The organism is Melaminivora jejuensis (assembly GCF_017811175.1).
In the GTDB taxonomy this organism is placed as follows: Bacteria; Pseudomonadota; Gammaproteobacteria; order Burkholderiales; family Burkholderiaceae_C; genus Melaminivora; species Melaminivora jejuensis.
This window is the reverse complement of record NZ_JACWIJ010000002.1, coordinates 1,695,364-1,718,209: the sequence shown is the minus strand read 5'-3', so window position 1 is coordinate 1,718,209 and position 22,846 is coordinate 1,695,364. Positions and strand designations below refer to the sequence as shown.

Genomic DNA, 22,846 nt, shown 5'->3' with positions numbered 1-22,846 from the left:
GGTGCCGCCCTGGCTGGCGCCGTCGCCACGCTGGCCGCCTGCGGCGGCGGCAGCAAGGACGAGGAGCTGCCCCCGCCGCCGCCCGCGCCCCAGGGCCTGGGCGAACTGGTCGAGGCCCGGCAGCTGGTGCAGATCACCCCGCAGGCCATCAGCGCCGCGCTGGCGCAGGATCACAGCAAAGTGCCCGAGGTCACGCCGCGCTATCCGGTGCAGACCTACCGCCTGTCCTACCTGACCGAAGACGGCAACGGCGCCCTGGTGCGCGCCTCCGGCCTGGTGGCGGTGCCGCAGAAAGGGCCGGGCGCGGCCAGCCCGGTCATCAGCTACCAGCACGCCACCACCTTCCGCAACGACAACGCCCCCTCGCTCAAGCTCGAACCCGCCGAGCCGCCCATGGTGCTGGCCTCGCTGGGCTACATCGTGGTAGCCGCCGACTACGTAGGCTTTGGCGAGACCAACGACCGCCCGCACCCCTACCTGCAGGCCCGCCCCACGGCGCGCGCCGTGCTGGACATGCTGACCGCCGCGCAGACCTGGCGGCGCGGTGCGGGCGTGGCCGACACCGGCCAGCTGTACCTGGTCGGCTACTCCGAAGGCGGCTACGCCACCATGGCCGCGCAGCGCGAACTCGAGCGCAGCGGCAGCCCGCTGCTGGGCCAGTTGCAGGCCTCGCTGCCGGCAGCCGGCCCCTACGACCTGCAGGTCACGCTGGACGCGCAGCTGCAACGCGTCAAGGACGAGCGCCCGGAGATCGCCTGGCTGCTCAAGCCCGGCAACCTGAGCCACCTGGGCAGCTCGCTGCGCGCCGAGGTGCGCCGCCAGCTCATGCGCGCCATGATGCCGGGCGATGCCGACGTGGACTACGACGGTCGTTTCATCGACCTGTACCTGGCTGACAACCAGCAGGGCCTCAAGGAGTTCAGCAGCGTGGACTGGGGCTGGAAGCCCACGGCGCCGGTCTATCTGTTCCACGGCCGCGACGACCAGACCGTGCCCTTCGTGGCCGGCCTGGCGGGCTACAACAGCCTGGTGGCCGCCGGCGGCGCGCCGGTATCCCTGCAGGAATGCACCCAGAGCCGCCCCGCCGGGCACCTGGAGTGCGTGCCCGAGTACTTCACCTACGCCATCGGCACCATGCAGCGCACGGCGCGCGGGCTATGAGGGTTTTTTGGTAAAAATCCCCCTGAAACCCTTGCTGGACAAGCGCTGCCAGCTATTGAAAAGAGAGCTGAAAGAGGGGTGAGGCCAGCCTCGGCCCAGAGACCTGGGGCAAGAGGCTGGCCTGATTCGATGCCACGGAGCGCCAAGGCTGTGGCTTGCGACACAACCTGTCGCGCTGGATTTCTACATTCGCGCTACCGCTGAATGGCAGCGGATACCGAAGGAGAACTCCATGCGCACCACCACCCCGCTCGACGACATCCTGGAGCGCCAGCGCGCGGCCCTGCAGGCCTGGCGCGTCCAGACGGAGCAGACCGCCTCCCTGATCGCCGATGAAGTCTGGGACGACTTCGAGCGCGAACTCAACGCCCTGCTCGCAGATGGCCTGATCTGGGACTTTGCCGACACCACCAAGACAGGCCTGCTGATGGGCATGGCCATGGCCTTCGATGCCGCCAGCGAGCGCTGGATTGGGCCGCGCATCCAGGCGCTGCACCAGACCATGCAGGCCGCCGCCGGCGCTGCCTGGACGTTCGATGCCGCTGCCGCCGACCTGGATGGCCTGCGCAAGAGCCTGCGCCTGCGCCAGCGCCTGGCCCCCGGTTCGACGACTGGTTCAGCAAGGCCCGCCCCGGGGTGTTCAGCGTGCTGTCGCGTGCGCTGAAAAACGATGTCGATTACGTGATCGAGCACATGGAAAAGGATGCGCGCAGTGACGCCGAGCGCCTGCGCCGCATCGTGTGCGCCGACCGCGCCAGCGTCACGGCAGAGCTGGCGCAGGCCGCAGCCATGGTGCTGCAACGCATGGCGCACGAGCTGGAGAACGCCCTGTTGGCGCTGGAGCTGCACCGGGCAGGGCAGACAGCCCCGGCAGCGGTCGTTTGAGGGTCACAATTGGTTGCGTACCTTGCGCTACATATACGAGAGAGGAGCCTGCATGACAAAACCCCCACCCCCCCAGACGCTCCGGGCATCCCCGGCATTCCTGTCCCCGCTCGCCCAGGATGGCTGGCTGCAAGCGCTGTCCCAGCCGCCGGTGCTGCACTGGGCCACCCCCCTGGCGGGACGGCCCCAGGTGCGCCTGTTCCGGGTTGCGGAGATCAACGCCCAGAACCACCAGGACTACCGCCAGGCGCTGACCAACGTCTATGCCCAGTTCGCACCCGGGCAACCCATGCGCCTGCTGTACCTGCTGCAGGGCAGTGCCGATGGCGTGGCCTTGTACTTCGGGGCAGTGACCGAAGGCGCGCAGCAGGACTTGCACTACAGCGTGCAGGACTTGCGCAGCGCCCTCGAAGGCCAGCTGCCCGGGGTCAACTTCGCCAGCGTGGACAGCGCCGAGCACAGCAGCCTGCTCGACAACCTGCTGCGCGCCCCGCGCCAGGGGGTGATGCTGGGCACGCCCACTGCCGAGGCAGCGCAGGAGCAGCCCCAGCAGGAGTGCAACTTCCAGGGGCTCGATCGCCTGGTGCGCACGCTGCAGTCGTGCGACCAAAAAGGCAGCACGAACGCCAGCCACTGGAGCCTGTGCATCGTCAGCCAGCCCCTGGACAGCGTGCAGGTGCGCCAGTTGCTCGACGAGGCCTACGCCCTGTCCTCGCGTCTGGCCCTGCTGGCGCGCACCAGCGTGCAGGCCAGCAGCAACACCGGCGAGCAAAAAAGCGTATCCACCGGCAACACCGACACCCACAGCTACAGCGAAGGCTCGGGCACCAATGCGGGTGAAAGCCACACCCGGGGCAAGAATGAAAGCGCCTCCAAGGGCACGAGCAATGGCCGATCGTCGAGTTCCAACTCCTCCTCGTCCTCCAGCGGCACCACGCAAGGCAAGAGCTGGGGCACCAACACCGGCACCACCACCAGCACCGGCACCAGCACCAACGAAAACCGCAGCGTCTCGCGTGCCACCAGCGAGACCAGCAGCCTCAACCACAGCAGCGGCAGCACCCTGGGCATCACGCAGGAGGTCACCAACAAGCGCGCCGAGCACCTGCTCGAACACATCGACAAGCAGTTGCTGGCCCGGCTGCACAAGGGCCTGACAAAGGGCTTGTTCCAGAGCGCCATCTATCTGTCGGCAGACGATCAAGTCACCTACCAGCGCCTGAAAAACGCCGCACGCGCCACTTTCCAGGGGGCGAGAGCACGCACAGCCCGCTGCAGGTGTTCGATCTGCCCAAGGCGCAGCACGGCCAGCAACTGCGCCTGCCGCCGCACCGCGCCGATGTGGCGCAGCCAGCCGACTGGCTGTTTTACAGCCTGCTGCACGACCCGCGCCACGGCGGCCTGGGCAGCCTGGTGACCGCCGACGAGCTGGCCATCATCGCCGGGCTGCCGCACAGCGAGCTGCAAGGCATACGCCGGCGCAAGACCGTGGATTTCAAGGTGGACGTGCCGCGCCAGGACGCGGACAACGCGCTTGATCTGGGCTGTGTCATTGACCAGGGGCGGCACTATCCCAACAACCGCATTCATCTCTCGCGCGCCGACCTGAACAAGCACGTCTTCGTCACCGGCGTCACCGGGGCCGGCAAGACCACCACCTGCCTGAACCTGCTGATCGAGTCGGGCCTGCCGTTTCTGGTCATCGAGCCGGCCAAGACCGAGTACCGCGAGCTGGCCGCCCACCTGCCGGGCAGCATCGACTACTACCGCCCCAATGGCGACGACCACCAGAGCCTGCGCCTGAACCCCTTTGCCCTGGTGCGCCCCGAGCAGCGCATCAAGAGCCACGCCGGCTTCCTGAAGAACGTGCTGACCGCCGTCTTCCCGATGGAGGCCTCCATGCCGGCCATGGTCGAGGCCGCCATCCTGGGTGCCTACGAGGAAAAGGGCTGGGACATCGACGAAAACAGCTACCTGCCCGGCGGCGACCCGTTCGATCCCCTCAGCCGCGCCTGGCCGACGATGAGCGACATGATCCGCCAACTCGACGCGATCATCCCCAACTTCGGCCTGGGCAAGGAATTCGCGGAGAAGTACCGCGGCTCGCTGGTGTCACGCCTGCGCAGCCTGACCGATGGGACGCTGGGACGGGTGCTGGACGTGCCGCAATCCATCGATTTCTCCGCCCTGGTGCAGCGGCGCGCCGTGATCGAACTCGAAGAGCTGCAAAGCGGCGAGGAGAAGGCCATCATGATGGCCCTGCTGCTGGGTGCGCTGAACGAGACCATGCGCCAGCGCCACGGGCAAGACCGGAGCTTCCGCCAGCTCACGCTGATCGAGGAGGCGCACCGGCTGCTGTCGCGCCCCGAGCCGGGCGACAAGGCGGCGGCGCTGGCCGTGGAGTCCTTTGCCGACATGCTGGCCGAGGTACGCAAGTACGGCACCGGGCTGATCATTGCCGACCAGATACCGGCCAAGCTGATCCCCGATGTCATCAAGAACACGCACGCCAAGATCGTGCATCGCCTGTTTGCCGAGGATGACCGCCGGGCCATGGGCGAGTCCATGATGATGGACGACGACGAGCGCAACTTCCTGCCCAACCTGGCCACGGGCGAGGCCGTGGTGTTCTGCGGTGGCTGGCACGGGGCTGTTCACGCAGCCATCCGCAACGACCGCGCCCGCACGGACAGGCCATCCACCTTCGAGCTGGAGCCGATAGCCGTCGAGCAGCTCTGGCGCGAGCGCGCACGCTACTACCCGCAGTTGTGCCGCCTGGGCTGGCTGACCCAGGAGGGCGCCGAGCCGTCCGAGCGCAAGGTGTTTGCGGATTTCGTGCGCCAGACCCGCCAGGGGCACAGCCAGCTGCTGCGGCTGGCGGATGCCGGCAAGAACCCTGCCCATGCCCAGATGGCCTTGCGCTGGCTGCAGGCCTGGCAGCGCGACTGGCAGCCCCTGGCCGAGCAAGGGCAGGGCGCTTATGTGCAGTGGCGCGCAGCTCAAGCTGATGACTGGCCGCAGGACTTGCTGACTGCAGCGTGGCTGGCACTGATGCTCGATGCCAATCCCAAGATCAAACCCGAGACCACGAGCGTCAGTTGGTCTTTCGCATCAGAACAGTCCTTTCTCGCTCGTGCTTTCAGTGCTTTATTTCGGATCCTGCATCTCTGCGTTGATTCGGGAGAACTGACGCAAGTCGGAAGATTTGAAAGATCAATTATTGAGGATTTTGATAAATTATTTGATATGTTGAAAAAATTCAAAGCGATTTAATTTTTAATTCCACCGGAGTCTTTATTCATGATATTTCCCATCATCACCGCAGGGTTCAGCTTGCTGAGTGCCGCTGCAACCAGCATTGCCACTGCCGTAAGCTCCATTGGCCCGGCAGTAGCCGCTTTTGCCACCAACATCGTGCCAACCCTGGCGCGCGCGCTGGAAGTGGTCAAACCCATGCTGCCCATGCTGACCGAGTTTGCCAACGCGCTGTTGCGCGGCATGGATATCCTGAAGGCTGGCGAAACCATCGAAGACCTGGGCGCACGCGCCCTGCAAGCTGGAATGCAGGGGATGCCGCTGAACAAGTTCGACGACGTGGGGCAATACCTGCAAGCCCTGCGGGACATGCCGCTCGACCCGCGCATGAAGGAGCGCAGCCCGGTGGAGCTGGTGCTGGCCGGCCTGAGCATCGCCACTGTGGGGCTGGAGGAAAAATACCAGACCCGCCCCGGCTCCTTCGATGGCATCTGGCTGCTGCCGCTGCTCAAGCCGGACTACTTCACCCCCGAGCGAATGCAAAGCCTGATGGAGACACGCACCTTTGGCCGCGAAGTGCTGGACTATCTCGACGGCTCCCTGTCCGGCGGGCAGGCGCGCAATTTCGAGAAAAGCCTTGAAACACCCGACATGAGCGAAGCCCAGTTCGACAAGCTCTACGATACGCTCAAGTCAGCCAGTGACGCATGGGATGATCTGAAGCACAAGATATCCGATGCCGAAAGCAATCAAACAAACAGGGGGTAATCATGGGGTTTTGGAGCAATATCGGCGGCGCCATCAGCGGCGCCTTCAGTTCTGTCTGTAGCGGTATTTCTTCTGCCGTGGGCGCAATTGGCCGTGGCATTTCCTCGTTTGCCACCGGGGTGGGGCCGGTGATAGGAGGTGTGCTGTCCACCGTTTCACCAGTGCTGGGGACAGTGGGCAGATTTGCCAACAGCTTCCTGGGCGCCCTCGGCATTTTCAAGCCCGAGGAAAAGGTCGAGGATATTGGCGACCGCGCCTTGCAGGCTGCCGACAAAGGCATCACCCTGGAGAAATTCGACAGGTTCGATGAATACCTGGACAAGCTGCGGAACTTCGACATCAGCCCCAAGGCCACGGCCGAGCGCAGCATGGCCGAGAAGATGACTGCCGGCCTTGGCGTTGCCACCTATGGCCTGGAGGAGAAGTTCAAGGCCAAGCCCGGCAGCCTCGAAGCCATCTGGTTGCTGCCCATGAGCAACCCGCAATACTTCACGCCCGAGCGCATGGCCGCCTGGGTGTCCCAGGGAAGATTCAACGGCGATGTCTGGAAATACCTGGAGGGCGAGCTCTCCGGCGGAGCGGCGCGCAGCCTGGAAAAATCCCTGGAGGTCAACCCGGACGGCAGCCCGATGAACGATGAGCAATTGGACGAGCACTACGACGCCCTGAAAGCCGCCACAACCGGCTATGCCGCCCAGCTCGACGAAGCCAACCGCAACGCCGCACGCTGATCGACACCCATTGCCACCCTGCGCCCCGGACATGGCCCAGCGGCCAGTGTCCGGTTTTTCCATCCCCAACCCGTGAACCCTGTCGTGCATTTTTCGACCCTCTCCTGTATCCGCCCTGGAGGACGCGCCGCATGAGTGCCTCTCCTGCCTCCCGCCTCCCGGCCTTCGATGCGCCCGGTGCCTCGACCTCCCTGGTGCTGCTGCTGACCAACGGCGAGCTGTCCGCCTGGCGTCTTTCCCGCTCGGGCGCCGTGCGTCGCCAGCCGATCAGGGGAGAAGACAGACTGCCCATCCGCGACCGGCACGGCGTGCGCTCGGCCTGGGACGATCTGACCAGCCTGCTGCACTCCGGGGGCGAGGCCCTTGCCAGCGTTCACTGGCTGGCCGACGCCTGGGGACGCGGCTTGCTGGCCGAGCCTGGTGCTGCCAATGGCTGGAGCGCGGATGCCGCGCTCTGGCAAATCCTGTCCTGGGAATGGCTGACCGGGCGCTTCGGTTGGGAGGCTGCCGCGCCGGAGGCACTGGGCGCGCTGCTGGAGGGCAGCCTGCTGCCCTGGCTGGCCAGTGCCGACGATGCCGCCGAGCGCGCCCGCATGGAGCAAAGCCGGGCGCGCGAACACGCCAGCGAGAGCGAGCGCCTGGCCAGCGAGCGCGCCGCGCTGGAGCAGGAAAACGCGCAACTGCGCCAGCAGCACGCCGCCTTGCAGCAAGTCGATGCCGAGCGCCTGGTCACCTACCTGCCAGCCTTGTTCATCAACGTGTTCTCGGTGCTGGGCAGCCACGAGATCGCCTTGCTGTGCGGGCGCATCGAACCCCTGAACCTGCCCAACCCCTACCCGGAGCCGACCGATGAAGTCCTGCGCGTGCAGCAACGGCGCTTGCGCGCCCTGCCGCGCGCGCTGCAGCGGCAAATCGTGCAATTCGTCAGCGACCTGCCACACCGCCAGCGTCTGCAGGTGCGCCCGGAAATGCGCGAACTGGTCGCCGACCTGGAAGGAGTGTGAGCTGCCATGACCACCCGCCCCGCAGCCACCACCCGCACCAGCCCCAACATTAGCAGGCCGCTGGACAAGAACAGTCAGGAGCGACTGGACAAGCTCCTCAAGGACTGGAATCGGGAAAGCACAAGCGGTCTTTTCCCCTCCTACACATCCATCTCCACCCATGACCTGCGCCTGCTGCTGGAGCACTTCGAGCCGCTGCGCGCACTGATCCGCAGCATTGCCCAGCCCGAACTGCCGACCGCATCGACGCCACCGGTTCAGCCGGCCCGCACTGCTGTCCGCACCCACGCTGACAGCGCTGTGGACACTGACGCGCCGCCAGTCGCACAGCCCGATGAAGACGCGCTGCGCACGCTTGCCGAACAGCGCGATGACGCCTTGGAGCAACTGGCGCAGGTGCAGGCGCAAATGTCGGCGCTGGAGAGCCGCTGCGCAGCCATCGCTGCCGAGCTGCAGGCCTGCACTGCCCAAGGCCAGCAGCAACTCGCCGACAACCAGGCGCTGCGGCAGGAGGCGCACTGGCTGGCCGAGCAGCTCCAGCAGAGCCGCAAGGACATGGACAGGCAACGCAAGGCCGCCCAGCAGGCGCAGAAAAAGCTGGACGACTGCCAGGCCGAACTGCAGTTCGAGCGCGAACGTGCCTGTGCATTCCCCCACAGCCCGGAAGTGGACATGCTGCGCCAGGACGCCGAGCTGGCCCAGCGCCTGGACATCGCCCCATTGCCCGACGATGCCCAGCAGGCGCTGATCCGCACCGTGGCCGTGCTGTCGCAGCGCGACAACCTCAGGCGCCTGTGGACGGTGCTGCACGAGCGCTGCAATGCCGAGCGGCGCAGCGCCAGCGCCGCCGAGGCCACCCTGCTGGCCAGCGCGCTGGCCTGGCACAACCACAACTGGAAGACCCGCCCCTACAGCCTGCTCGAAGTGGCCCCTGGCAGCAGCTACGACTACGACCGCCACCAGCGCAGCCAGCACACGCCCGCTGGCGAACGCATCCAGGCCCAGCTCCTGCCCGGCATTGTCGAAGGCAGCGGCGCGGTCTTTTGCAAGCCGCTGGTGCGTACTGGCTGACCTACCTTTTTCGGGGTCAAATCCGCTTCAAACCATTGCAGGACAAGCGTAAGCAGCTATAAAAATGATTTGGTATAAGCAATTCTCAAATCTCTCGAATGCCTCGACTGACAGCAGTGCAACCAAGCCGGCTAAGACCGTTCGGGTCTCTCTCAAGACTCGGGCCGCTAATGCTGCAAAGAAAGGCGCATCGGAGAAATCCCCTGATTCTCAAGCCAGCATCGTCCAGGCCCTGCAAGGCTGCCGGCTGTGGCATGTGCTGCCCGCCGGCGAGACTGACCTGGCCAAGGCCAGCGGTCTGTTCGATGCCGAGACCGGTCTGTGCTACCCGCCGGCCAGTGCGCTGGAAAAATTCCTGGCCCAGCACCCCTTTGCCCATGTCCGCGCCCACGGCAAGAAAAACAATCTGGCCACGCTGCACAGCGCCACCCGGCTGCTGTGGAACCATGAGAGCAGCAACAACTATTTTTCTCTGGCAGACGGGCAAAAGATCGTCGCCGAAGGCCGCTGGGCCGGCCTGGAGCGCTGGGCCTTGCCGAGCAAGGACGAGCTGTACGCTTTCGCTACCGCCAACGGCAATCCGCACCGCCAAGGACAGGCCTATCGGTTGAGGGACATGAGTGGGGATGAGGACTACTTGTGGCTGACGGCAGCAGGCGTATGCGATGTGGATAACGGATGCTGGGGCGTCAGCAGTTCCCGCAATGGAAGCATCTTCGCCCGCCACGCCCTGTGGCAATCCGCCAGCCCGGCACAGATGCTGGCCGACTTGGCCCAGCGTGGCTGGCAATTGCAGCCACCCAGCGGAGAGGCCTTTGTCATCGCGGTGGATGACGCCTGGAAAGGCCTGAGCATCGAGGCACTGCAAGCCCGCTGGAAGGAGGAGCGCCTGCACCTGGTGGCCGACAACCAGGACGAATCTACCCGTGCAGCGTCGCCAGAACCAGCCTCGGCATCCAATGAGCTGGCCCTCCTGGACTACACCCCCTGCCGCCTGCCCCAACTGAGCGCCTCCCAGCTCACCGACCCGAAAAAAGGCCTGTGGGAGCTGTGGGGTGCGACCCGCGAGCAGCTCGACCGCCTCGGCTATGTCGCCCGCGACCCGGCGCTCGACCTGCGCCCGCAGGCCGTGGCCATCGACTTCGGCACCAGCAGCACCGTGGTGGCGGTCGATACGCCCGCCGGCATCCACGAGCTGCTGCGCATCGGCGTGCGCGACTTCTACGAAAAACCCGCGCCCCGGCATTTCCAGAACCCCACGGTGCTCGAATGCCTGGACTACCCGGCCTTTGCCGCTGCCTGGACAGCCCACCCCTACCGCCCGGCGCTGGACTGGGACTGGATGCGCGCCGCCCACGAGGCCCAGGCCAACTACCGCGACAACCCCGGCCAGCCCCAGGTGCTGGCCAGCATCCTGCCCCGGCTCAAGCAATGGGCGCTGCGCGCCAGCAAGGACAGGCGCGTCCACCTGACCGACCGCCAGGGCCATGAAATCGAGCTGCCCATGCACACCGCGCGCACCCTGGTGCGCGGCCAGGCGCTGCAGGCCGACCCCGACCACCCCTTCGACCCCATCGAGCTGTACGCCTGGTACCTGGGCATGGCCATCAACTGGCGCGGGCGCGGCCTGTACCTGCGCTACTACCTGAGCTTCCCGGTCAAATACCCGCGCGAGGTGCGCGAGCGCATCGTCGCCAGCTTCGCCCAGGGCCTGCAGCGCAGCCTGCCGCCGTCGCTGATCGCTCACCACCCCGAGGTGCTCAATCGCTTCGAGGTCACCGCCCTGGCCAGTGAGCCGGCCGCCTACGCCGCCGCCGCGCTGAACCACCTGCGCATCGAGCCGACCGAGGCCGGCGTGCCCTATGCCGTGTTCGACTTCGGCGGCGGCACCACCGACTTCGACTTCGGCCTGCTGCGCTGGGCCACGCCCGAGGAGGAAGACCAGGGCCATGACCAGGTGCTGGAGCAGCTTGCCACCAGCGGCGACGAGCACCTGGGCGGCGAGGGCCTGCTGGAGCATCTGGTCTATGCCACCTTCCAGCACAACCTGGAGGTGCTGCGCCAGCAGCGCATCCAGTTCACCTGCCCGCTGGATGCCGCGCCCTTTGCCGGCAGCGAATCGTTCCTGGCCCCGACCCAGGCGGCGCAGACCAACACCGTCATGCTGGCGGCGCGGCTGCGTCCCTTCATGGAGGGCGAGGACGGCAAGCTGGAGCCGCAGATCAAGCTGGAGCTGCTCGACGCCGAAGGCCAGCACAAGCACTGCGAGCTGCACCTGGACGCCCAGGCGCTCGATGCCCTGCTGGCCGCGCGCATCGGCGGCGGTGTGCGTGCCTTCCTGGCCGAGCTGGCGCGGCTACGCCCGCAACTGCCCGAGGCCGCGCCCATCCATGTCCTGCTGGCCGGCAACGCCAGCCTGTCGCGCCATGTGCGGGCGCTGTTCGACACCCAGGGCAGCCTGTGGACGCAACTGCTGCACGAGGCCTTTGGCGAGCAGCCGCCCGACATCGTGGTGCATCTGCCCCTGCCGCTGGACGAAGCCCAGCCCTATGCGCCCACGGCCAAGACTGGCGTGGCCCTGGGCCTGCTGCGCCTGGCGCCGGGCGAGAGCACGCTGCTGGTCAACCACGTGCAGCAGCGCCACGACGGGCAGGCGCCGTTTGCCTGGTTCGTCGGACGGCTGCGGCGCGGCAGCTTCGAGCCGGTGCTGGCGCCCGGCGCGACCTACGGGCAGTGGCAGGAGCTGGGGCCGCTGCAGCACGGCGTGTTCAACCTGTGGGCCACCACCAGCGTGCGCGCCCGCGCCGGCCTGAGCGAGCACAGCGGCGAGCTGCGCAAGACCCCCTGCACCTGCCCGCCGCCCAGCCCGGCGAGCGGCTGTATGCCCGCCCCAGCAGCCCCCATGTGCTGGAGCTGGCCTGCGCCAGCAGCCCCGGCGAGCTGGCGCAGGCCAGCGTGTCCGTCCTGGCACTGTCCTGAGCCAAAAAAGCCCAATGAAAACGGCGCAAACGCTTATCCAGCAAGCGCATCCAGCTATCAAAAATGAGGAAAACATGAACCACGGCAATCGCCCCGCCGCGCCCGCGCCGGCCACGTGCAGCAGCGCCGCCGGCTTCGACCTGCAAGAGCGCCATGCCGAGCTGCTGGCCGGCTTTGCCCAGGCCCTGCAAGGCTGCCGGCTGTGGCATGTGCTGCCCGCCGGCGAGACTGACCTGGCCAAGGCCAGCGGTCTGTTCGATGCCGAGACCGGTCTGTGCTACCCGCCGGCCAGTGCGCTGGAAAAATTCCTGGCCCAGCACCCCTTTGCCCATGTCCGCGCCCACGGCAAGAAAAACAATCTGGCCACGCTGCACAGCGCCACCCGGCTGCTGTGGAACCATGAGAGCAGCAACAACTATTTTTCTCTGGCAGACGGGCAAAAGATCGTCGCCGAAGGCCGCTGGGCCGGCCTGGAGCGCTGGGCCTTGCCGAGCAAGGACGAGCTGTACGCTTTCGCTACCGCCAACGGCAATCCGCACCGCCAAGGACAGGCCTATCGGTTGAGGGTCATGAGTGGGGATGAGAACTACTTGTGGCTGACGGCAGCAGGCGGATGCAATGTGGATAACGGATGCTGGGGCGTCAACAGTTCCCTAAACGGACCCATCTTCGCCCGCCACGCCCTGTGGCAATCCGCCAGCCCAGCGCAGATGCTGGCCGGCCTGGCCCAGCGTGGCTGGCAATTGCAGCCGCCCAGCGGCGAGGCTTTTGTCATCGCGGTGGATGACGCCTGGAAAGGCCTGAGCATCGAGGCACTGCAAGCCCGCTGGAAGGAGGAGCGCCTGCACCTGGTGGCCGACCACCCGAGCGCCACCCGCCTGCAGCCGGAAAAATTCTCGGTGCTGGCCGAACTGACCCACCTGGACTACACCCCCTGCCGCTTGCCGCTGCTGGATGCAGGCCGACTGAGCGACCATGAGCAAGGCCTGTGGGAGCTGTGGGGCCAGCCGCCGGAGCTGCTGCGCCGGCTCGACCTGGTGGCGCGCGACCCCGCGCGCGATCTGGCCGACAACGCCGTGGCCATCGACTTCGGCACCAGCAGCACCGTGGTGGCGCTGGACAGCCGCAGCGGCGCGCACCAGTTGCTGCGCATTGGCGTGCGCGACTACTTCGATGAGGTCAAGCCCCTGCACTTCGAGAACCCCACGGTGCTCGAATGCCTGGACTACCCGGCTTTTGCCGCCGCCTGGACGGCCCGTGCCTACCGCCCGGCGCTGGACTGGGACTGGATGCGCGCCGCCCACGAGGCCCAGGCCAGCTACCGGGGCACGCAGGGCGATGCGCGCATCCTCGGCTCGCTGCTGCCCCGGCTCAAGCAATGGGCGCTGCGCGCCAGCGGCGACCGGCGCGTGCGCCTGACCGACCGCCAGGGCCACGAGGTCGAATTGCCCCTGCACACCGAACGCACCCTGGTGCGCGGCCAGGCGTTGCAGGTCGGCGCGGATGACCCCTTCGACCCCATCGAGCTGTACGCCTGGTACCTGGGCATGGCCATCAACACGCGCACCCAGGGGCTGTACCTGAAGTACTACCTGAGCTTTCCGGCGCGCTATCCGCGCGAGGTCAAGCAGCGCATCCGCGCCAGCTTCTCGCGCGGCCTGCAGCGCAGCCTGCCGCAGACGCTGATAGCTAGCCACCCCGAGGTGCTCAACCGCTTCGAGGTGCGCGAGTGGGCCACCGAGCCGGCCGCCTACGCCGCCGCCGCCATCCACCGTCTGGAGCTGGAGCCGACCGACCAGGGCCTGCCCTATGCCGTGTTCGACTTCGGCGGCGGCACCACCGACTTCGACTTCGGCCTGCTGCGCCTGCCCACGCCGCAGGAGGAGCGCCGCTACGAGCAGGTGTTCGAGCAACTGGCCAGCAGCGGCGATGTCCACCTGGGCGGCGAGGGCCTGCTGGAGCATCTGGTCTATGCCACCTTCCAGCACAACCTGGGGGTGCTGCGCCAGCAGCGCATCCAGTTCACCTGCCCGCTGGATGCGGCGCGCTTTGCCGGCAGCGAATCGTTCCTGGCCTCGACCCAGGCGGCGCAGACCAACACCGTCATGCTGCCGGCGCGGCTGCGCCCTTTCATGGAGGGCGAGGCCGGCAAGCTGGCGGCGCGGCTGCGCCCTTTCATGGAGGGCGAGGACGCCAAGCTGGAGCCGCAGATCAAGCTGGAGCTGATCGACACCGAGGGCCAGCGCAAGAGCTGCGAGCTGCTGCTCGATGCCAAGGCGCTGGACAGCCTGCTGGCGCAGCGCATCGGTCACGGCGTGCGCCTGTTTCTGGGCGAGCTGGCGCGGCTGCTGCCACGGCTGCCGGCGGGTGCGCCGATCCAGGTGCTGCTGGCCGGCAACGGCTGCCGCTCGCGCCATGTGCGGGCGCTGTTCGACCCCCAGGGCAGCCACTGGCCGCAGTTGCTGGCCGAGGTCTTCGGCGCGCAGCCGCCCGAGCTGGTGGTGCATCCGCCGCTGCCGGTGGACGAGCGCAACCACCATGCGCCCACCGGCAAGACGGGCGTGGCACTGGGCCTGTTGCGCCTGGTGCCGGGGCAGAACTCGTTGCTGATCAACCATGTCGAGCAGACGCACGATGGCGAAGCCCCGTTTGCCTGGTTTGTCGGGCGGCTGCGCCGGGGGCGTTTCGTGCCGGCGCTGCAGCCGGGCGCGGCCTATGGGCGGTGGATGGAGGTCGGGGCGCTGCAGGACGGGGTGTTCAGCCTGCTGAGCAGCACTAGCCTGCAGGCCCGCGAGGGGCTGAAGGAGGGCGCGCCGGAGCTGGTCAAGCGCCGGCTGGAGTTCCCCGCTGCCGGTGTGGATGATTTGCTGTTTGCCCGCCCCACCGGCCCGCACACCCTGGAGCTGGCTACCGCCGAGGACGAGGCCGCCCTGGCCGAACATCCGGACATCGTGGCGCTGAAGCTGGATTGAGGAGAGGGGAAGGGTTGACACGCGCCCGGGGCCGGACAGCGTGCCACTGCCCATCCGTCAGCGGCAGGGCATCCGGGTCGGCCAGCGCCGCTTTTGTGATGGCGGCATCTTCCTGGGGCGTGGGGAGGATGGTGCCGTCCTTAAGTTTCGGCATAGCGTTTCACCTCGCGTAGATTGGCCTTTCGCAGACTGATGATGTGGCGCAGCCCGATATGGCTCCTGTCGCGCCCATGCGGCTGACCATAATTCGGATGCCATCGAGCCACTGCAGTCTGTCACAGGAAAAATCGTCCGTCATGTCCTCCGCATCGTCCACCGCCACCCCCACCGCCGCCTCCCTGCTGGAGCGCCACCAGGCCCTGGTGTCCCAGGGCCGCAACGCCTTCACCCTGCGGATGCACCGCGCCCTGAGCTGGCTGCAGCGCGCCCAGGTGCAACACGAGGGCGGCGACGATGACCTGGCCTTTGTTTGCCTGTGGATTGCCTTCAATGCCGCCTATGCCCAGGACGGCGGCGAGCCGGCGGGCAGCACGTCCGAGCAGCAGCGCTTTCGCGGCTTTCTGGCCGATGTCTGCCGGCTCGACGAGGGGCGGGCGCTGGCTGCTCTGGTCTGGCAGGTCTTTCCCGGGCCGGTGCGCGTGCTGCTGGACAACCAGTACCTGTTCCAGCCGTTCTGGGACGCGCTGAACAACCCGCGCAGCGATGGCAGCATCCCCGGGCATTGGCGCGACTCTTTCGACGAGGCGCGCCAGCGCGTGCATCGGGCGCTGGCGCAGCAGGACACGGAGCGGGTGCTGTATGAAATCTTCATCCGCCTGTACACGCTGCGCAACCAGCTCATGCACGGCGGTGCCACCTGGAACAGCTCGGTCAACCGCGCCCAGGTGCGCGATGGCCGGGCGCTGCTGGCGCGCATGTTGCCGGTGCTGCTGGACGTGATGATGCAGCACCCGCAGCAGTTCCACGGCAAGCCGTTCTACCCGGTGATGCCGGGCTGAAGGCGCTGCCCGGCCTGCTCCTGCCGCCCTTCAGGCGGCCTTCTGGATCACGCCCTTCATGGCGTCGGCCACTTCCTTGACCACGGTGCTCTGGATCTGCGTGAACATCGTCCACTGCTGCATCTGCTGCTGCAGCTTGAGCAGGTCGAGGGTCGAGGCGTTCTCCTTGAGGCCGGCGATCATGTCGCGCAGTTCCGATTCGCGGCGTGTGCCGACTACGCCCAGGGTGGAGGAAATGGTGTCGAAATTGATGCCGTTGCTCATGGTTGGCTCCTGTGGTGGTTTGGGTGGGTAGTCGCGGTGAGTGTCTCGCGGGCGGCCTGGCAAGCTTGCACCAGCCGGTTTGCCTGGGCGAACTCTTCGGGCGGCAGGCCCTGGGCGCAGTTGCGGCGCAGGCGTTGCTCCAGGGTGTCCAGCGTTTGCAGCGCCTGCGCGCGTGCCGCTTCGGCCTGGGGGCCGCGCAAGGCCTGCTCCAGCGGGCTCATGGCCTGCTCCTGGGGTGTGGAGGATGCGGCAGGGGTGCCGGGGATCAGCAGTTGCATGGTGGCAGTGTGGCTCAGCGCAGCAGCGTCAGGCGGCGCGGCCCGTCGAAGACCAGGGTATCGGGGTTGATTTGCTCGAGCCGCCAGCCGCTGCGCCGCCCGCCCGGCTGCAGCTTGGCGCCGTCGCCCAGCACCACATAGGGCGCCGGCCCGCCGACCACGCCGCGAATGCGAAACGGCAGCGGCGCGGCGCTGGCGTGCTGCAGCGCCACGGCCTCGGGCGCGCGCTCGCGCACCTGCAGCGTGAAGGGCAGGCCGGCCAGCAGCGCACCAGGGCTGGCCAGCAGGCGCTCCAGCGCCGGGCGCTGCTGAGGGGCCAGAGGCAGCTCGACGACAAGTTGCGCGCTGTCCGCATCCCAGTGCGCCTGCGCGCCGTCGAAGCCGGCCTGGCGCAGCCAGTCCTGAACGGCTGGGCCGTGGCTTTGCGCTACGCGCAGGCCGTCCACCAGCTCGACCCCGGCGGGCAGGTGCTGGCGCAACTGTGCCAGCACCTGCGCCTGCTCCTGCCGGGTGGTCAGCGCGCCGGACACGCGGATGCGCCCGGCGCCGAGCGGCTCGAAACCCAGGGCCGCGCCGCTGGCGTTGGCGGCGGCGCCCAGCTCGTCGAGCAGGTCGGCTGCCGTGCGCAGCCCCAGGGTCGGCAGCGGGCGCAGCCGGCCCAGGGCTTCGGCGACGCGGTCGAGCTGCTCGATGTCGGCCACCCAGCCGGACACGCGCGCACCGCCGTCGGGCAGGGGTTCAACTTGTAGGCGCAGCGCCGGATCGACCCCGGCCAGCGTTTGCCGGATGTCCTGCAGCAGTTGCTGCTGGCGTGCGCTGTCGATGGCCGGGGGCGCTGCAGTTGCCGCGGCGGGCTGTGGCGCGCTGGCCTGGGCCAGCCACAGGATCAGCAGCGCGCCCAGCAGCAGCGCCAGCAGCAGCAGGCCGACCAACAGCGCCACCCGGCCTGCGCCGGAGCGGGCCGACGTGGCCTGGGTGGCGGCGTTGGCGTTGGCGGCAGTGTCAGTGGCGGCCTTGATGGTGGCGTCGGTGGCGGTTTTGGCGGCTGCGCCGGGCCTGCCTGCGCTGGCTGTGTCTGACGCCACGGCAGGTGCCGCCGCAGCCGTGGCCGGGGGGAGGCGGCTGTCCTGCGGGGTCTGGCCTGGCTCGGCTGGCGCAGCCGCCTTGAGGGAGGCCGCTGGGGTTGCCTTGGGCCGGGCCGCTGCCGAGACCGGGGCTGGCGCCGCCTGCTGCCAGGGTGCATAGGCGGCGCTGACGGTCAGAAAAATGCCGCCGATGCTGGCGCTCTTGCCCAGCGGCAGCTCCGGCGCCGCTGCCGCGCTGCCGGCTTGCTCGCCGTCTGGCGGCTTGCTGTCTGGGCTGTCTGGTTCGGCTGCCGTGCCGTCCGGGCTGGCGCTCCAGCGGCCAGCAGCGGCGCGCAGCACGATGCTGGCCCCTGCCGGCAGGTCAAAGTCGCTCAGGATGACGTCGCAGTCCTCGCCCGCGCCCAGGCGCAGCGGGCCGTCGATGGGCACCCGGGCGCCGGCATGGCAGCCCGACAGGATGCGCAGCTCGGGCAGGTCGAGGGTGTCGTTGGCGGCTTGCTGCACGCGGGGCTGGGGCAGGGCGCTCATGGCGTGTCCCCGCCCTGGTGGGCAGCAGCGCCCGGACAGGTCTGGGGTTTCAAGCGAAATCGGCCTGAAACCATTGTGCAGCAAGCGCTGACAGCTATGTTATTCATAGTGTTTGCAGCATGTGTCCCGACCCGCTCACAGGTCGATGCGCGCCAGCGGCTGGATGTTGATCTCCTGCGTCAGCTCCTGGTAGCTGAGTACGGGCAGGTCGTACAGGTCTTGCTCGATCATCTTGCGCATGTAGCGCCGGATGTCCATGGAGGTCAGCAGCACGGGCCGCTGGGCGCTGGCCGACAGGTCGCCCACGGCCTTGCGGATGCTCTCGACCAGGCGCTTGCTGGTGGCCGGGTCGAGCGCCAGGTAGCTGCCTGCCGAGGTCTGGCGCACGGCGCCGCGCACCGTGTCCTCGATGCTGGGGGCCAGCAGATAGGCCGGCAGGACGTTCTGCCCGCTGGTGTACTTGTGGCTGATGTGGCGCTTGAGCGTGGAGCGCACGTATTCGGTCAGCAGCACCGAGTCCTTTTCCTTCTGGCCCCACTCGATGAGCGACTCCAGGATGGCGCGCAGGTTGCGCACCGAGATGTCCTCCGAGACCAGGCGCTGCAGGATTTCCGCAATCTTCTGGATGGGCAGCACGCGCGTGGATTCCTTGACCAGATCGGGAAAGCGTCCTTCCATGGCGCTGAGCAGGAACTTGGTTTCCTGGATGCCGATGAAGTCGGCGGAGTATTTTTTCAGCACGAAGGCCAGGTGGTAGGTCAGCACCTGGCTGGCGTCCATGAAGGGGATGCCGGCGCGCGTGAGCGTCTCGCGCAGCTCGGCCGACACCCACAGCGTCGGAATGTGTGGCAGGAATTTGGCGCCGCTCTCGTACTGGATCTGCAGCGCCCGCAGGTTGGCCTCGCTCTCGCGCACCAGCAGCCAGCCCGGGCGCAGCCGGCCTTGCGAGACCGGCACTTCGGACAGCAGCAGTTGATAGCTCTCGGCGGGCAGCGCATCGTTGAAGCGCAACTGGATGCCGGGAAAGGGCACGCCCAGGTCGTAGTACAGGGCGCGGCGGATCTTCAAAAGCTCGTCGTTGAGCACCTCGGCGTCGAAGGCCTGCTGCAGGCCGCTGGCCACGTCCATGAGCAGCGGCACGGTGGGGGCGAATTCGTCGGCCGCGTCGTCGGCCTTCCTTTTCGGCTTTTCGCCGGCGGGCTGCATGGCCGGCACTTCGGTCACCTGTCCGGTCTTGGCGTCCACCACCCGGCGCGTGCTGCGCAGCACGACAAAGCCCACGGTGCCGACCACGGTGGCCAGGATCAGGAAGACCGGCAGCGGCATCCCCGGGATCAGGCCCATGCCCAGCGCCACGGCGGCGGCGATGAGCAGCGCGCGCGGCTGCGCCAGCACCTGCTGGCCGATGTCCTTGCCGACGTTGGACGGCCCGTCGCCCGATTGCACGCGGGTGACGATCATGCCGGCGCAAATGGCGATGAACAGCGCCGGGATCTGTGCGATCAGGCCGTCGCCTATGGTCAACACGGAATAGGTCTTCATGGCGTCGCCGGCGCTCATGCCGCGCTGCATCACGCCGATCACGATGCCGCCCAGCAGGTTGACGGCGACGATGATCAGGCCGGCAATGGCATCGCCCTTGACGAATTTCATGGCGCCGTCCATGGCGCCGTAGAGCTGGCTTTCCTTCTCGACAATGCCGCGCCGGCGCTTGGCCTCGTCCATGTCGATGGTGCCGGCGCGCATGTCGCCGTCGATCGACATCTGCTTACCCGGCATGGCGTCCAGCGAAAAGCGCGCCGCCACTTCGGCCACGCGCTCGGCGCCCTTGGTGATGACCACGAACTGCACGATGGTCAGGATCAGGAACACCACCAGGCCGACCACCAGATTGCCGCCGACCACGAAGTTGCCGAAGGTGAAGATGATGTGCCCGGCGTCGCCCTGCAGCAGGATCAGGCGCGTGGTGGCGATCGAGATGCCCAGCCGGAACAGCGTGGTCACCAGCAGCACCGACGGAAACGACGAGAACGCCAGCGGCGAGGGCAGATACATGGCGACCATCAGCAAGATGGCCGATACCGTCATGTTGATGCCGATCAGCGTGTCCACCAGCCAGGTGGGCAGCGGCAGGATCATCATGAAGATCACGGCCACCAGGAAGAAGGCCAGCACCAGGTCGTTGCGGCTGGTGGCCACCTGCACGATGCGTTGCAGGCGGGGGACGAAGGCGGTTTGGGACATGGGGAGGGCGCTCAGGAGGCCGCAGGGACAGGGGGCGGCGCCGGCGCTGCAATGGCCGCACGCTGGGCGACGTAGGCGCGCATGGCGCTGGCGGCTTCGGCAGGGCGCTCCAGCGCTTGCAGCGCCTGCGCGCGCACCAGGTGGAACGGGGCATCCAGCGCACCCAGCAGGGCGCGGCGATCCAGCGTGTCCAGCGCCCGCGCTGCCTTGCCCGAGCGCAGCTGCGCCAGCGCCAGGCGCAGCAAGGTGGCAGCATCACCCGGCGCCAGCGTGTCGCGCGCGGCCAGCAGCACGGCGGCCTTGCCGGGCTGCTGGTGCTGCAGGTAGATGTAGCCCAGCAAGTCCATGAATTCGAGGCTGGCGTGCGCCAGTGCGGCGGGCGCGGCCTGATCGGCGGAGTGGGGCATGGGGGTGGTTGTCCTGAGCCGGTTCAGCCCTGGTAGAGGGCGCTGCGGTACATCTGCAAGAGTTCGCGCAGGGCGGATTCTTCCTTGAGCAGGCGCACGGCGCGGTTGAGTACGCGCGCCGTGTCGCTGCCGGATGCGCCATCGGCGTTCGTGACGTCGGCGTTCGTGGCATCGGCTGCGGCCTGTGCGGCCTGGCTCAACCCCTGCAAGGCATCGTCCAGCGCCTGGCGAAAGTGCGTCGGCACCAGCAGCTGGCGGTTGGCCAGCTGCGGGCGCAGGGCGGCGTCCAGCGTGTCGTCCAGCGTGGGCAGCGCCAGCAGGGCTTCGAGCTGCGGCTGGGTGCCGGCGTCGGGCGGGGGGGCCTGTTCGCGCGCGGGCAGCTCCAGCTGACTGTCCTGGCGTGCATGGGTGATGCGCTCTATGCCTCGTTCAAAGGCCAGATGGCTCAGCGGGATGTTGGTCATGGTGCGCCCTCGCTCCGGTGTCGGTGTGCAGCCTGTCAGGGGCTGGCCGGCGGCAGCTGTGCCAGCCATTGCTGCAGGTACTGTGCTGCCTGGTGCAGGCGCTGGCCGCTCAGCTCGTCGTGCGGAATGCGGATGCCCAGCACCAGCCAGTCGCCCGCCGCCGTGCTGCGCAGGCCGACCTGCACGGCCTGCGCCGGCTCGGCCACGTGTGCCGCCTGGCGCATGGCGCGCAGCAGCAGCTCGGCGGCGTCATGCGCCACCGGCTCGGCGTGGTGGACGACCACGCAGTCGTCTTGCTCGGCCACGCCCAGCAGGGCGCCGCTGTCCGCGAAGCGCAATTGCAGCGTGCCCTGCGGGCCGGGCTGCAGCTCGGGCAGTCCCATGGCGGCGCCCCATTCGGCCAGTGCCTGGCGCAAATCCATCATGTCAGGCCTCTTCCTCTCGATCGATGGCGATGTCCAGGGCATCCTGCACCGCCTGAAAAACTGTCTGGCGCTGATCGCCATCGACGAACACCTTGGGCGGCAGGTCGCGCATCAGCGCCTTCACGCCGGTCAGGAAATGGATCTGCGGCTGCACGCCGTGCGCGCCAAAATCCTGGCTCAGGCTGGTGAAACGGCTGCCGGAAACCCATTTTTCCGCGCTCAGGCCGACCATTTGCTGCATCAGCGACACCGGCGTGCCCTGCAGCGGGCCATGCTGCTGGCCGATGCGCTGGTGCAGCTCGCGGCAGCCGTCGAGCACGGTGCTGGCCACGCTCAGGTGGTACAGATCCTGCACCAGGCTTTGCAGCCGCGCCGGATCGCCCGAGGGGCGCGCTGCCGCCAGATCCTGCCCCAGCGCCTGGATCAGGCGCTGCAGGCCGGCGGAAAAATCCCCGTCGCCAAAGCGCTCCAGCGCCAGCTGCAGCGTGCTGGCCAGGGTGTTCTCGCCCAGCACCACGTCGCGGTAGGTGCTCTGGAAGGCCAGCACCTCGGCGCCGCTGGCCGCGTCCTGCGCGGCGACCGCTACGGTGTTGATGTCGGCGCGCGCCGCCTCGCCGTGCTCCAGCTCCAGCTCGTCCAGCGCGTCGCGCAGCTCTTGCAATTGCTCTTCGGGGTGGCGCTCGCGCTCGCCGAGCTGGATGACGTATTGCAGCGCCAGGATGCGCTGCGTGGGGTTGCTGTAGGCCTTCTTGATTTCCTGCAGATCCTCGTCCTGGCGCCCGCGCGTGCGTCGCCCGGCCTGGGGCGTGCCGCTGCTGGACTGGCCGCGCACGCCGGCGCCGGCTGCAGCGCCGGAGGGGTTGTTGCGCGCCAGGATGCGTTTGGCCAGGTTGACGAGCTGCTCGGGCTCCTCGTGCGCCTGGGCCGCATCCATGTAGGCGGTGATGGCCTCCAGGCTCATCATTTCCTGCTTCTGCGCAGCTTCCTTCTTGCGCTGCGAGGAGTGCTTGGATTCGGCCTTTTCCGAGTGGTGCAGGCTGATTTCCTCGGCGGCGTCGGTCAGGATGGAATCGGTCTCATCGACCTCGACCAACTGGCCGCCATAGTGGCCGACGCTGGCGCGCTCGCCCTGCTGGGCGCCGCCGTGGCGCAGGGCGGTATCCATGGAGGAGGCTGCAGGGTTGAAGGCGTCGATGCGGGACATGGGCAGTGCTGGGCAATCCACGGGAGTATGCCGCTTGGTAACAGCGCTTCGGACAAAGGTTCCAGTGCCGCTTCAGTGCTGGATGGGGTGTGCAAATGTGCGTGCCGGCATGGAACTGCCCCG

The 22,846-nt window shown here is 67.8% G+C and carries 19 protein-coding genes; 11 read left to right on the top strand and 8 right to left on the bottom strand.

What is annotated here, in order from left to right; translation table 11 throughout:
- Positions 1-126 precede the first annotated feature (126 nt).
- The 11 genes from IDM45_RS08235 to IDM45_RS08185 all read left to right on the top strand — a co-directional run bounded on the left by IDM45_RS08235 (position 127) and on the right by IDM45_RS08185 (position 15,824).
- Positions 127-1,161 carry an alpha/beta hydrolase family protein gene (locus tag IDM45_RS08235; RefSeq protein WP_325168958.1) on the top strand — a complete coding sequence of 345 codons (1,035 nt, stop codon included), beginning with the start codon at positions 127-129 and terminating at the stop codon, positions 1,159-1,161.
- Positions 1,162-1,393: 232 nt separating this feature from the next.
- On the top strand, positions 1,394-1,825 hold the full coding sequence (locus tag IDM45_RS08230) for a hypothetical protein (RefSeq protein ID WP_209422404.1): 432 nt from the start codon (positions 1,394-1,396) through the stop codon (positions 1,823-1,825).
- Positions 1,798-2,046 (top strand): hypothetical protein, encoded by a 249-nt coding sequence (locus IDM45_RS08225; RefSeq protein ID WP_209422403.1) that lies wholly within the window; start codon positions 1,798-1,800, stop codon positions 2,044-2,046. Before IDM45_RS08230 ends, IDM45_RS08225 begins: the two co-directional genes overlap by 28 nt.
- A gap of 1,278 nt (positions 2,047-3,324) precedes the next feature.
- Positions 3,325-5,319, top strand: coding sequence for an ATP-binding protein (locus tag IDM45_RS08220; protein ID WP_209422402.1), 1,995 nt, complete (start codon positions 3,325-3,327; stop codon positions 5,317-5,319).
- A 27-nt stretch (positions 5,320-5,346) separates the two neighbouring features.
- Positions 5,347-6,069 carry a hypothetical protein gene (locus IDM45_RS08215; RefSeq protein ID WP_209422401.1) on the top strand — a complete coding sequence of 241 codons (723 nt, stop codon included), beginning with the start codon at positions 5,347-5,349 and terminating at the stop codon, positions 6,067-6,069.
- Positions 6,070-6,209: 140 nt separating this feature from the next.
- Positions 6,210-6,800 (top strand): hypothetical protein, encoded by a 591-nt coding sequence (locus tag IDM45_RS08210; RefSeq protein WP_209422400.1) that lies wholly within the window; start codon positions 6,210-6,212, stop codon positions 6,798-6,800.
- Between the two features lie 131 nt (positions 6,801-6,931).
- Positions 6,932-7,804, top strand: coding sequence for a hypothetical protein (locus IDM45_RS08205; protein WP_209422399.1), 873 nt, complete (start codon positions 6,932-6,934; stop codon positions 7,802-7,804).
- Positions 7,805-7,810: 6 nt separating this feature from the next.
- Positions 7,811-8,875 carry a hypothetical protein gene (locus tag IDM45_RS08200; protein WP_209422398.1) on the top strand — a complete coding sequence of 355 codons (1,065 nt, stop codon included), beginning with the start codon at positions 7,811-7,813 and terminating at the stop codon, positions 8,873-8,875.
- A 256-nt stretch (positions 8,876-9,131) separates the two neighbouring features.
- Positions 9,132-11,921: a hypothetical protein gene (locus IDM45_RS08195; protein ID WP_209422397.1), complete on the top strand. Its 2,790-nt coding sequence runs from the start codon at positions 9,132-9,134 to the stop codon at positions 11,919-11,921.
- 7 nt (positions 11,922-11,928) lie between these two features.
- Positions 11,929-14,826, top strand: coding sequence for an Hsp70 family protein (locus IDM45_RS08190; RefSeq protein WP_209422396.1), 2,898 nt, complete (start codon positions 11,929-11,931; stop codon positions 14,824-14,826).
- Positions 14,827-15,122: 296 nt separating this feature from the next.
- Positions 15,123-15,824, top strand: a complete 702-nt coding sequence (locus IDM45_RS08185; RefSeq protein WP_209422395.1) for a HEPN domain-containing protein — start codon at positions 15,123-15,125, stop codon at positions 15,822-15,824.
- A 30-nt stretch (positions 15,825-15,854) separates the two neighbouring features.
- On the opposite strand, the gene IDM45_RS08180 is transcribed toward IDM45_RS08185, so the two are convergent.
- The 8 genes from IDM45_RS08180 to IDM45_RS08145 all read right to left on the bottom strand — a co-directional run bounded on the left by IDM45_RS08180 (position 15,855) and on the right by IDM45_RS08145 (position 22,723).
- Complete coding sequence (locus IDM45_RS08180) at positions 15,855-16,088, bottom strand: EscF/YscF/HrpA family type III secretion system needle major subunit (protein ID WP_209422394.1); 234 nt, start codon at positions 16,086-16,088, stop codon at positions 15,855-15,857.
- Entirely contained in the window at positions 16,085-16,366 is a 282-nt protein-coding gene (locus IDM45_RS08175) for an EscE/YscE/SsaE family type III secretion system needle protein co-chaperone (protein WP_209422393.1), read from the bottom strand. Before IDM45_RS08175 ends, IDM45_RS08180 begins: the two co-directional genes overlap by 4 nt.
- A gap of 14 nt (positions 16,367-16,380) precedes the next feature.
- Positions 16,381-17,979: a type III secretion system inner membrane ring subunit SctD gene (sctD, locus tag IDM45_RS08170; protein ID WP_209422392.1), complete on the bottom strand. Its 1,599-nt coding sequence runs from the start codon at positions 17,977-17,979 to the stop codon at positions 16,381-16,383.
- 135 nt (positions 17,980-18,114) lie between these two features.
- Entirely contained in the window at positions 18,115-20,223 is a 2,109-nt protein-coding gene (sctV, locus tag IDM45_RS08165) for a type III secretion system export apparatus subunit SctV (protein ID WP_209422391.1), read from the bottom strand.
- 11 nt (positions 20,224-20,234) lie between these two features.
- Positions 20,235-20,630 (bottom strand): type III secretion apparatus assembly chaperone SctY, encoded by a 396-nt coding sequence (gene sctY, locus IDM45_RS08160; protein WP_209422390.1) that lies wholly within the window; start codon positions 20,628-20,630, stop codon positions 20,235-20,237.
- Positions 20,631-20,653: 23 nt separating this feature from the next.
- Positions 20,654-21,094 (bottom strand): type III secretion apparatus assembly protein SctX, encoded by a 441-nt coding sequence (gene sctX / locus IDM45_RS08155; protein ID WP_209422389.1) that lies wholly within the window; start codon positions 21,092-21,094, stop codon positions 20,654-20,656.
- A gap of 35 nt (positions 21,095-21,129) precedes the next feature.
- On the bottom strand, positions 21,130-21,519 hold the full coding sequence (locus IDM45_RS08150) for a CesT family type III secretion system chaperone (protein WP_209422388.1): 390 nt from the start codon (positions 21,517-21,519) through the stop codon (positions 21,130-21,132).
- A 1-nt stretch (position 21,520) separates the two neighbouring features.
- Positions 21,521-22,723, bottom strand: a complete 1,203-nt coding sequence (locus IDM45_RS08145; protein ID WP_209422387.1) for a TyeA family type III secretion system gatekeeper subunit — start codon at positions 22,721-22,723, stop codon at positions 21,521-21,523.
- Between the last annotated feature and the right edge of the window lie 123 nt (positions 22,724-22,846).

What these genes read in the sequence shown, in the direction of transcription:
- IDM45_RS08230 (WP_209422404.1), top strand. Translation starts at nt 1,394, where the DNA reads ATGCGCACCACCACCCCGCTCGACGACATCCTGGAGCGCCAGCGCGCG.
- IDM45_RS08215 (WP_209422401.1), top strand. Translation starts at nt 5,347, where the DNA reads ATGATATTTCCCATCATCACCGCAGGGTTCAGCTTGCTGAGTGCCGCT.
- IDM45_RS08205 (WP_209422399.1), top strand. Translation starts at nt 6,932, where the DNA reads ATGAGTGCCTCTCCTGCCTCCCGCCTCCCGGCCTTCGATGCGCCCGGT.
- IDM45_RS08200 (WP_209422398.1), top strand. Translation starts at nt 7,811, where the DNA reads ATGACCACCCGCCCCGCAGCCACCACCCGCACCAGCCCCAACATTAGC.
- IDM45_RS08190 (WP_209422396.1), top strand. Translation starts at nt 11,929, where the DNA reads ATGAACCACGGCAATCGCCCCGCCGCGCCCGCGCCGGCCACGTGCAGC.
- IDM45_RS08185 (WP_209422395.1), top strand. Translation starts at nt 15,123, where the DNA reads ATGTCCTCCGCATCGTCCACCGCCACCCCCACCGCCGCCTCCCTGCTG.
- IDM45_RS08180 (WP_209422394.1), bottom strand. Translation starts at nt 16,088, where the DNA reads ATGAGCAACGGCATCAATTTCGACACCATTTCCTCCACCCTGGGCGTA.
- IDM45_RS08175 (WP_209422393.1), bottom strand. Translation starts at nt 16,366, where the DNA reads ATGCAACTGCTGATCCCCGGCACCCCTGCCGCATCCTCCACACCCCAG.
- sctD (WP_209422392.1), bottom strand. Translation starts at nt 17,979, where the DNA reads ATGAGCGCCCTGCCCCAGCCCCGCGTGCAGCAAGCCGCCAACGACACC.
- sctV (WP_209422391.1), bottom strand. Translation starts at nt 20,223, where the DNA reads ATGTCCCAAACCGCCTTCGTCCCCCGCCTGCAACGCATCGTGCAGGTG.
- sctY (WP_209422390.1), bottom strand. Translation starts at nt 20,630, where the DNA reads ATGCCCCACTCCGCCGATCAGGCCGCGCCCGCCGCACTGGCGCACGCC.
- sctX (WP_209422389.1), bottom strand. Translation starts at nt 21,094, where the DNA reads ATGACCAACATCCCGCTGAGCCATCTGGCCTTTGAACGAGGCATAGAG.
- IDM45_RS08150 (WP_209422388.1), bottom strand. Translation starts at nt 21,519, where the DNA reads ATGATGGATTTGCGCCAGGCACTGGCCGAATGGGGCGCCGCCATGGGA.
- IDM45_RS08145 (WP_209422387.1), bottom strand. Translation starts at nt 22,723, where the DNA reads ATGTCCCGCATCGACGCCTTCAACCCTGCAGCCTCCTCCATGGATACC.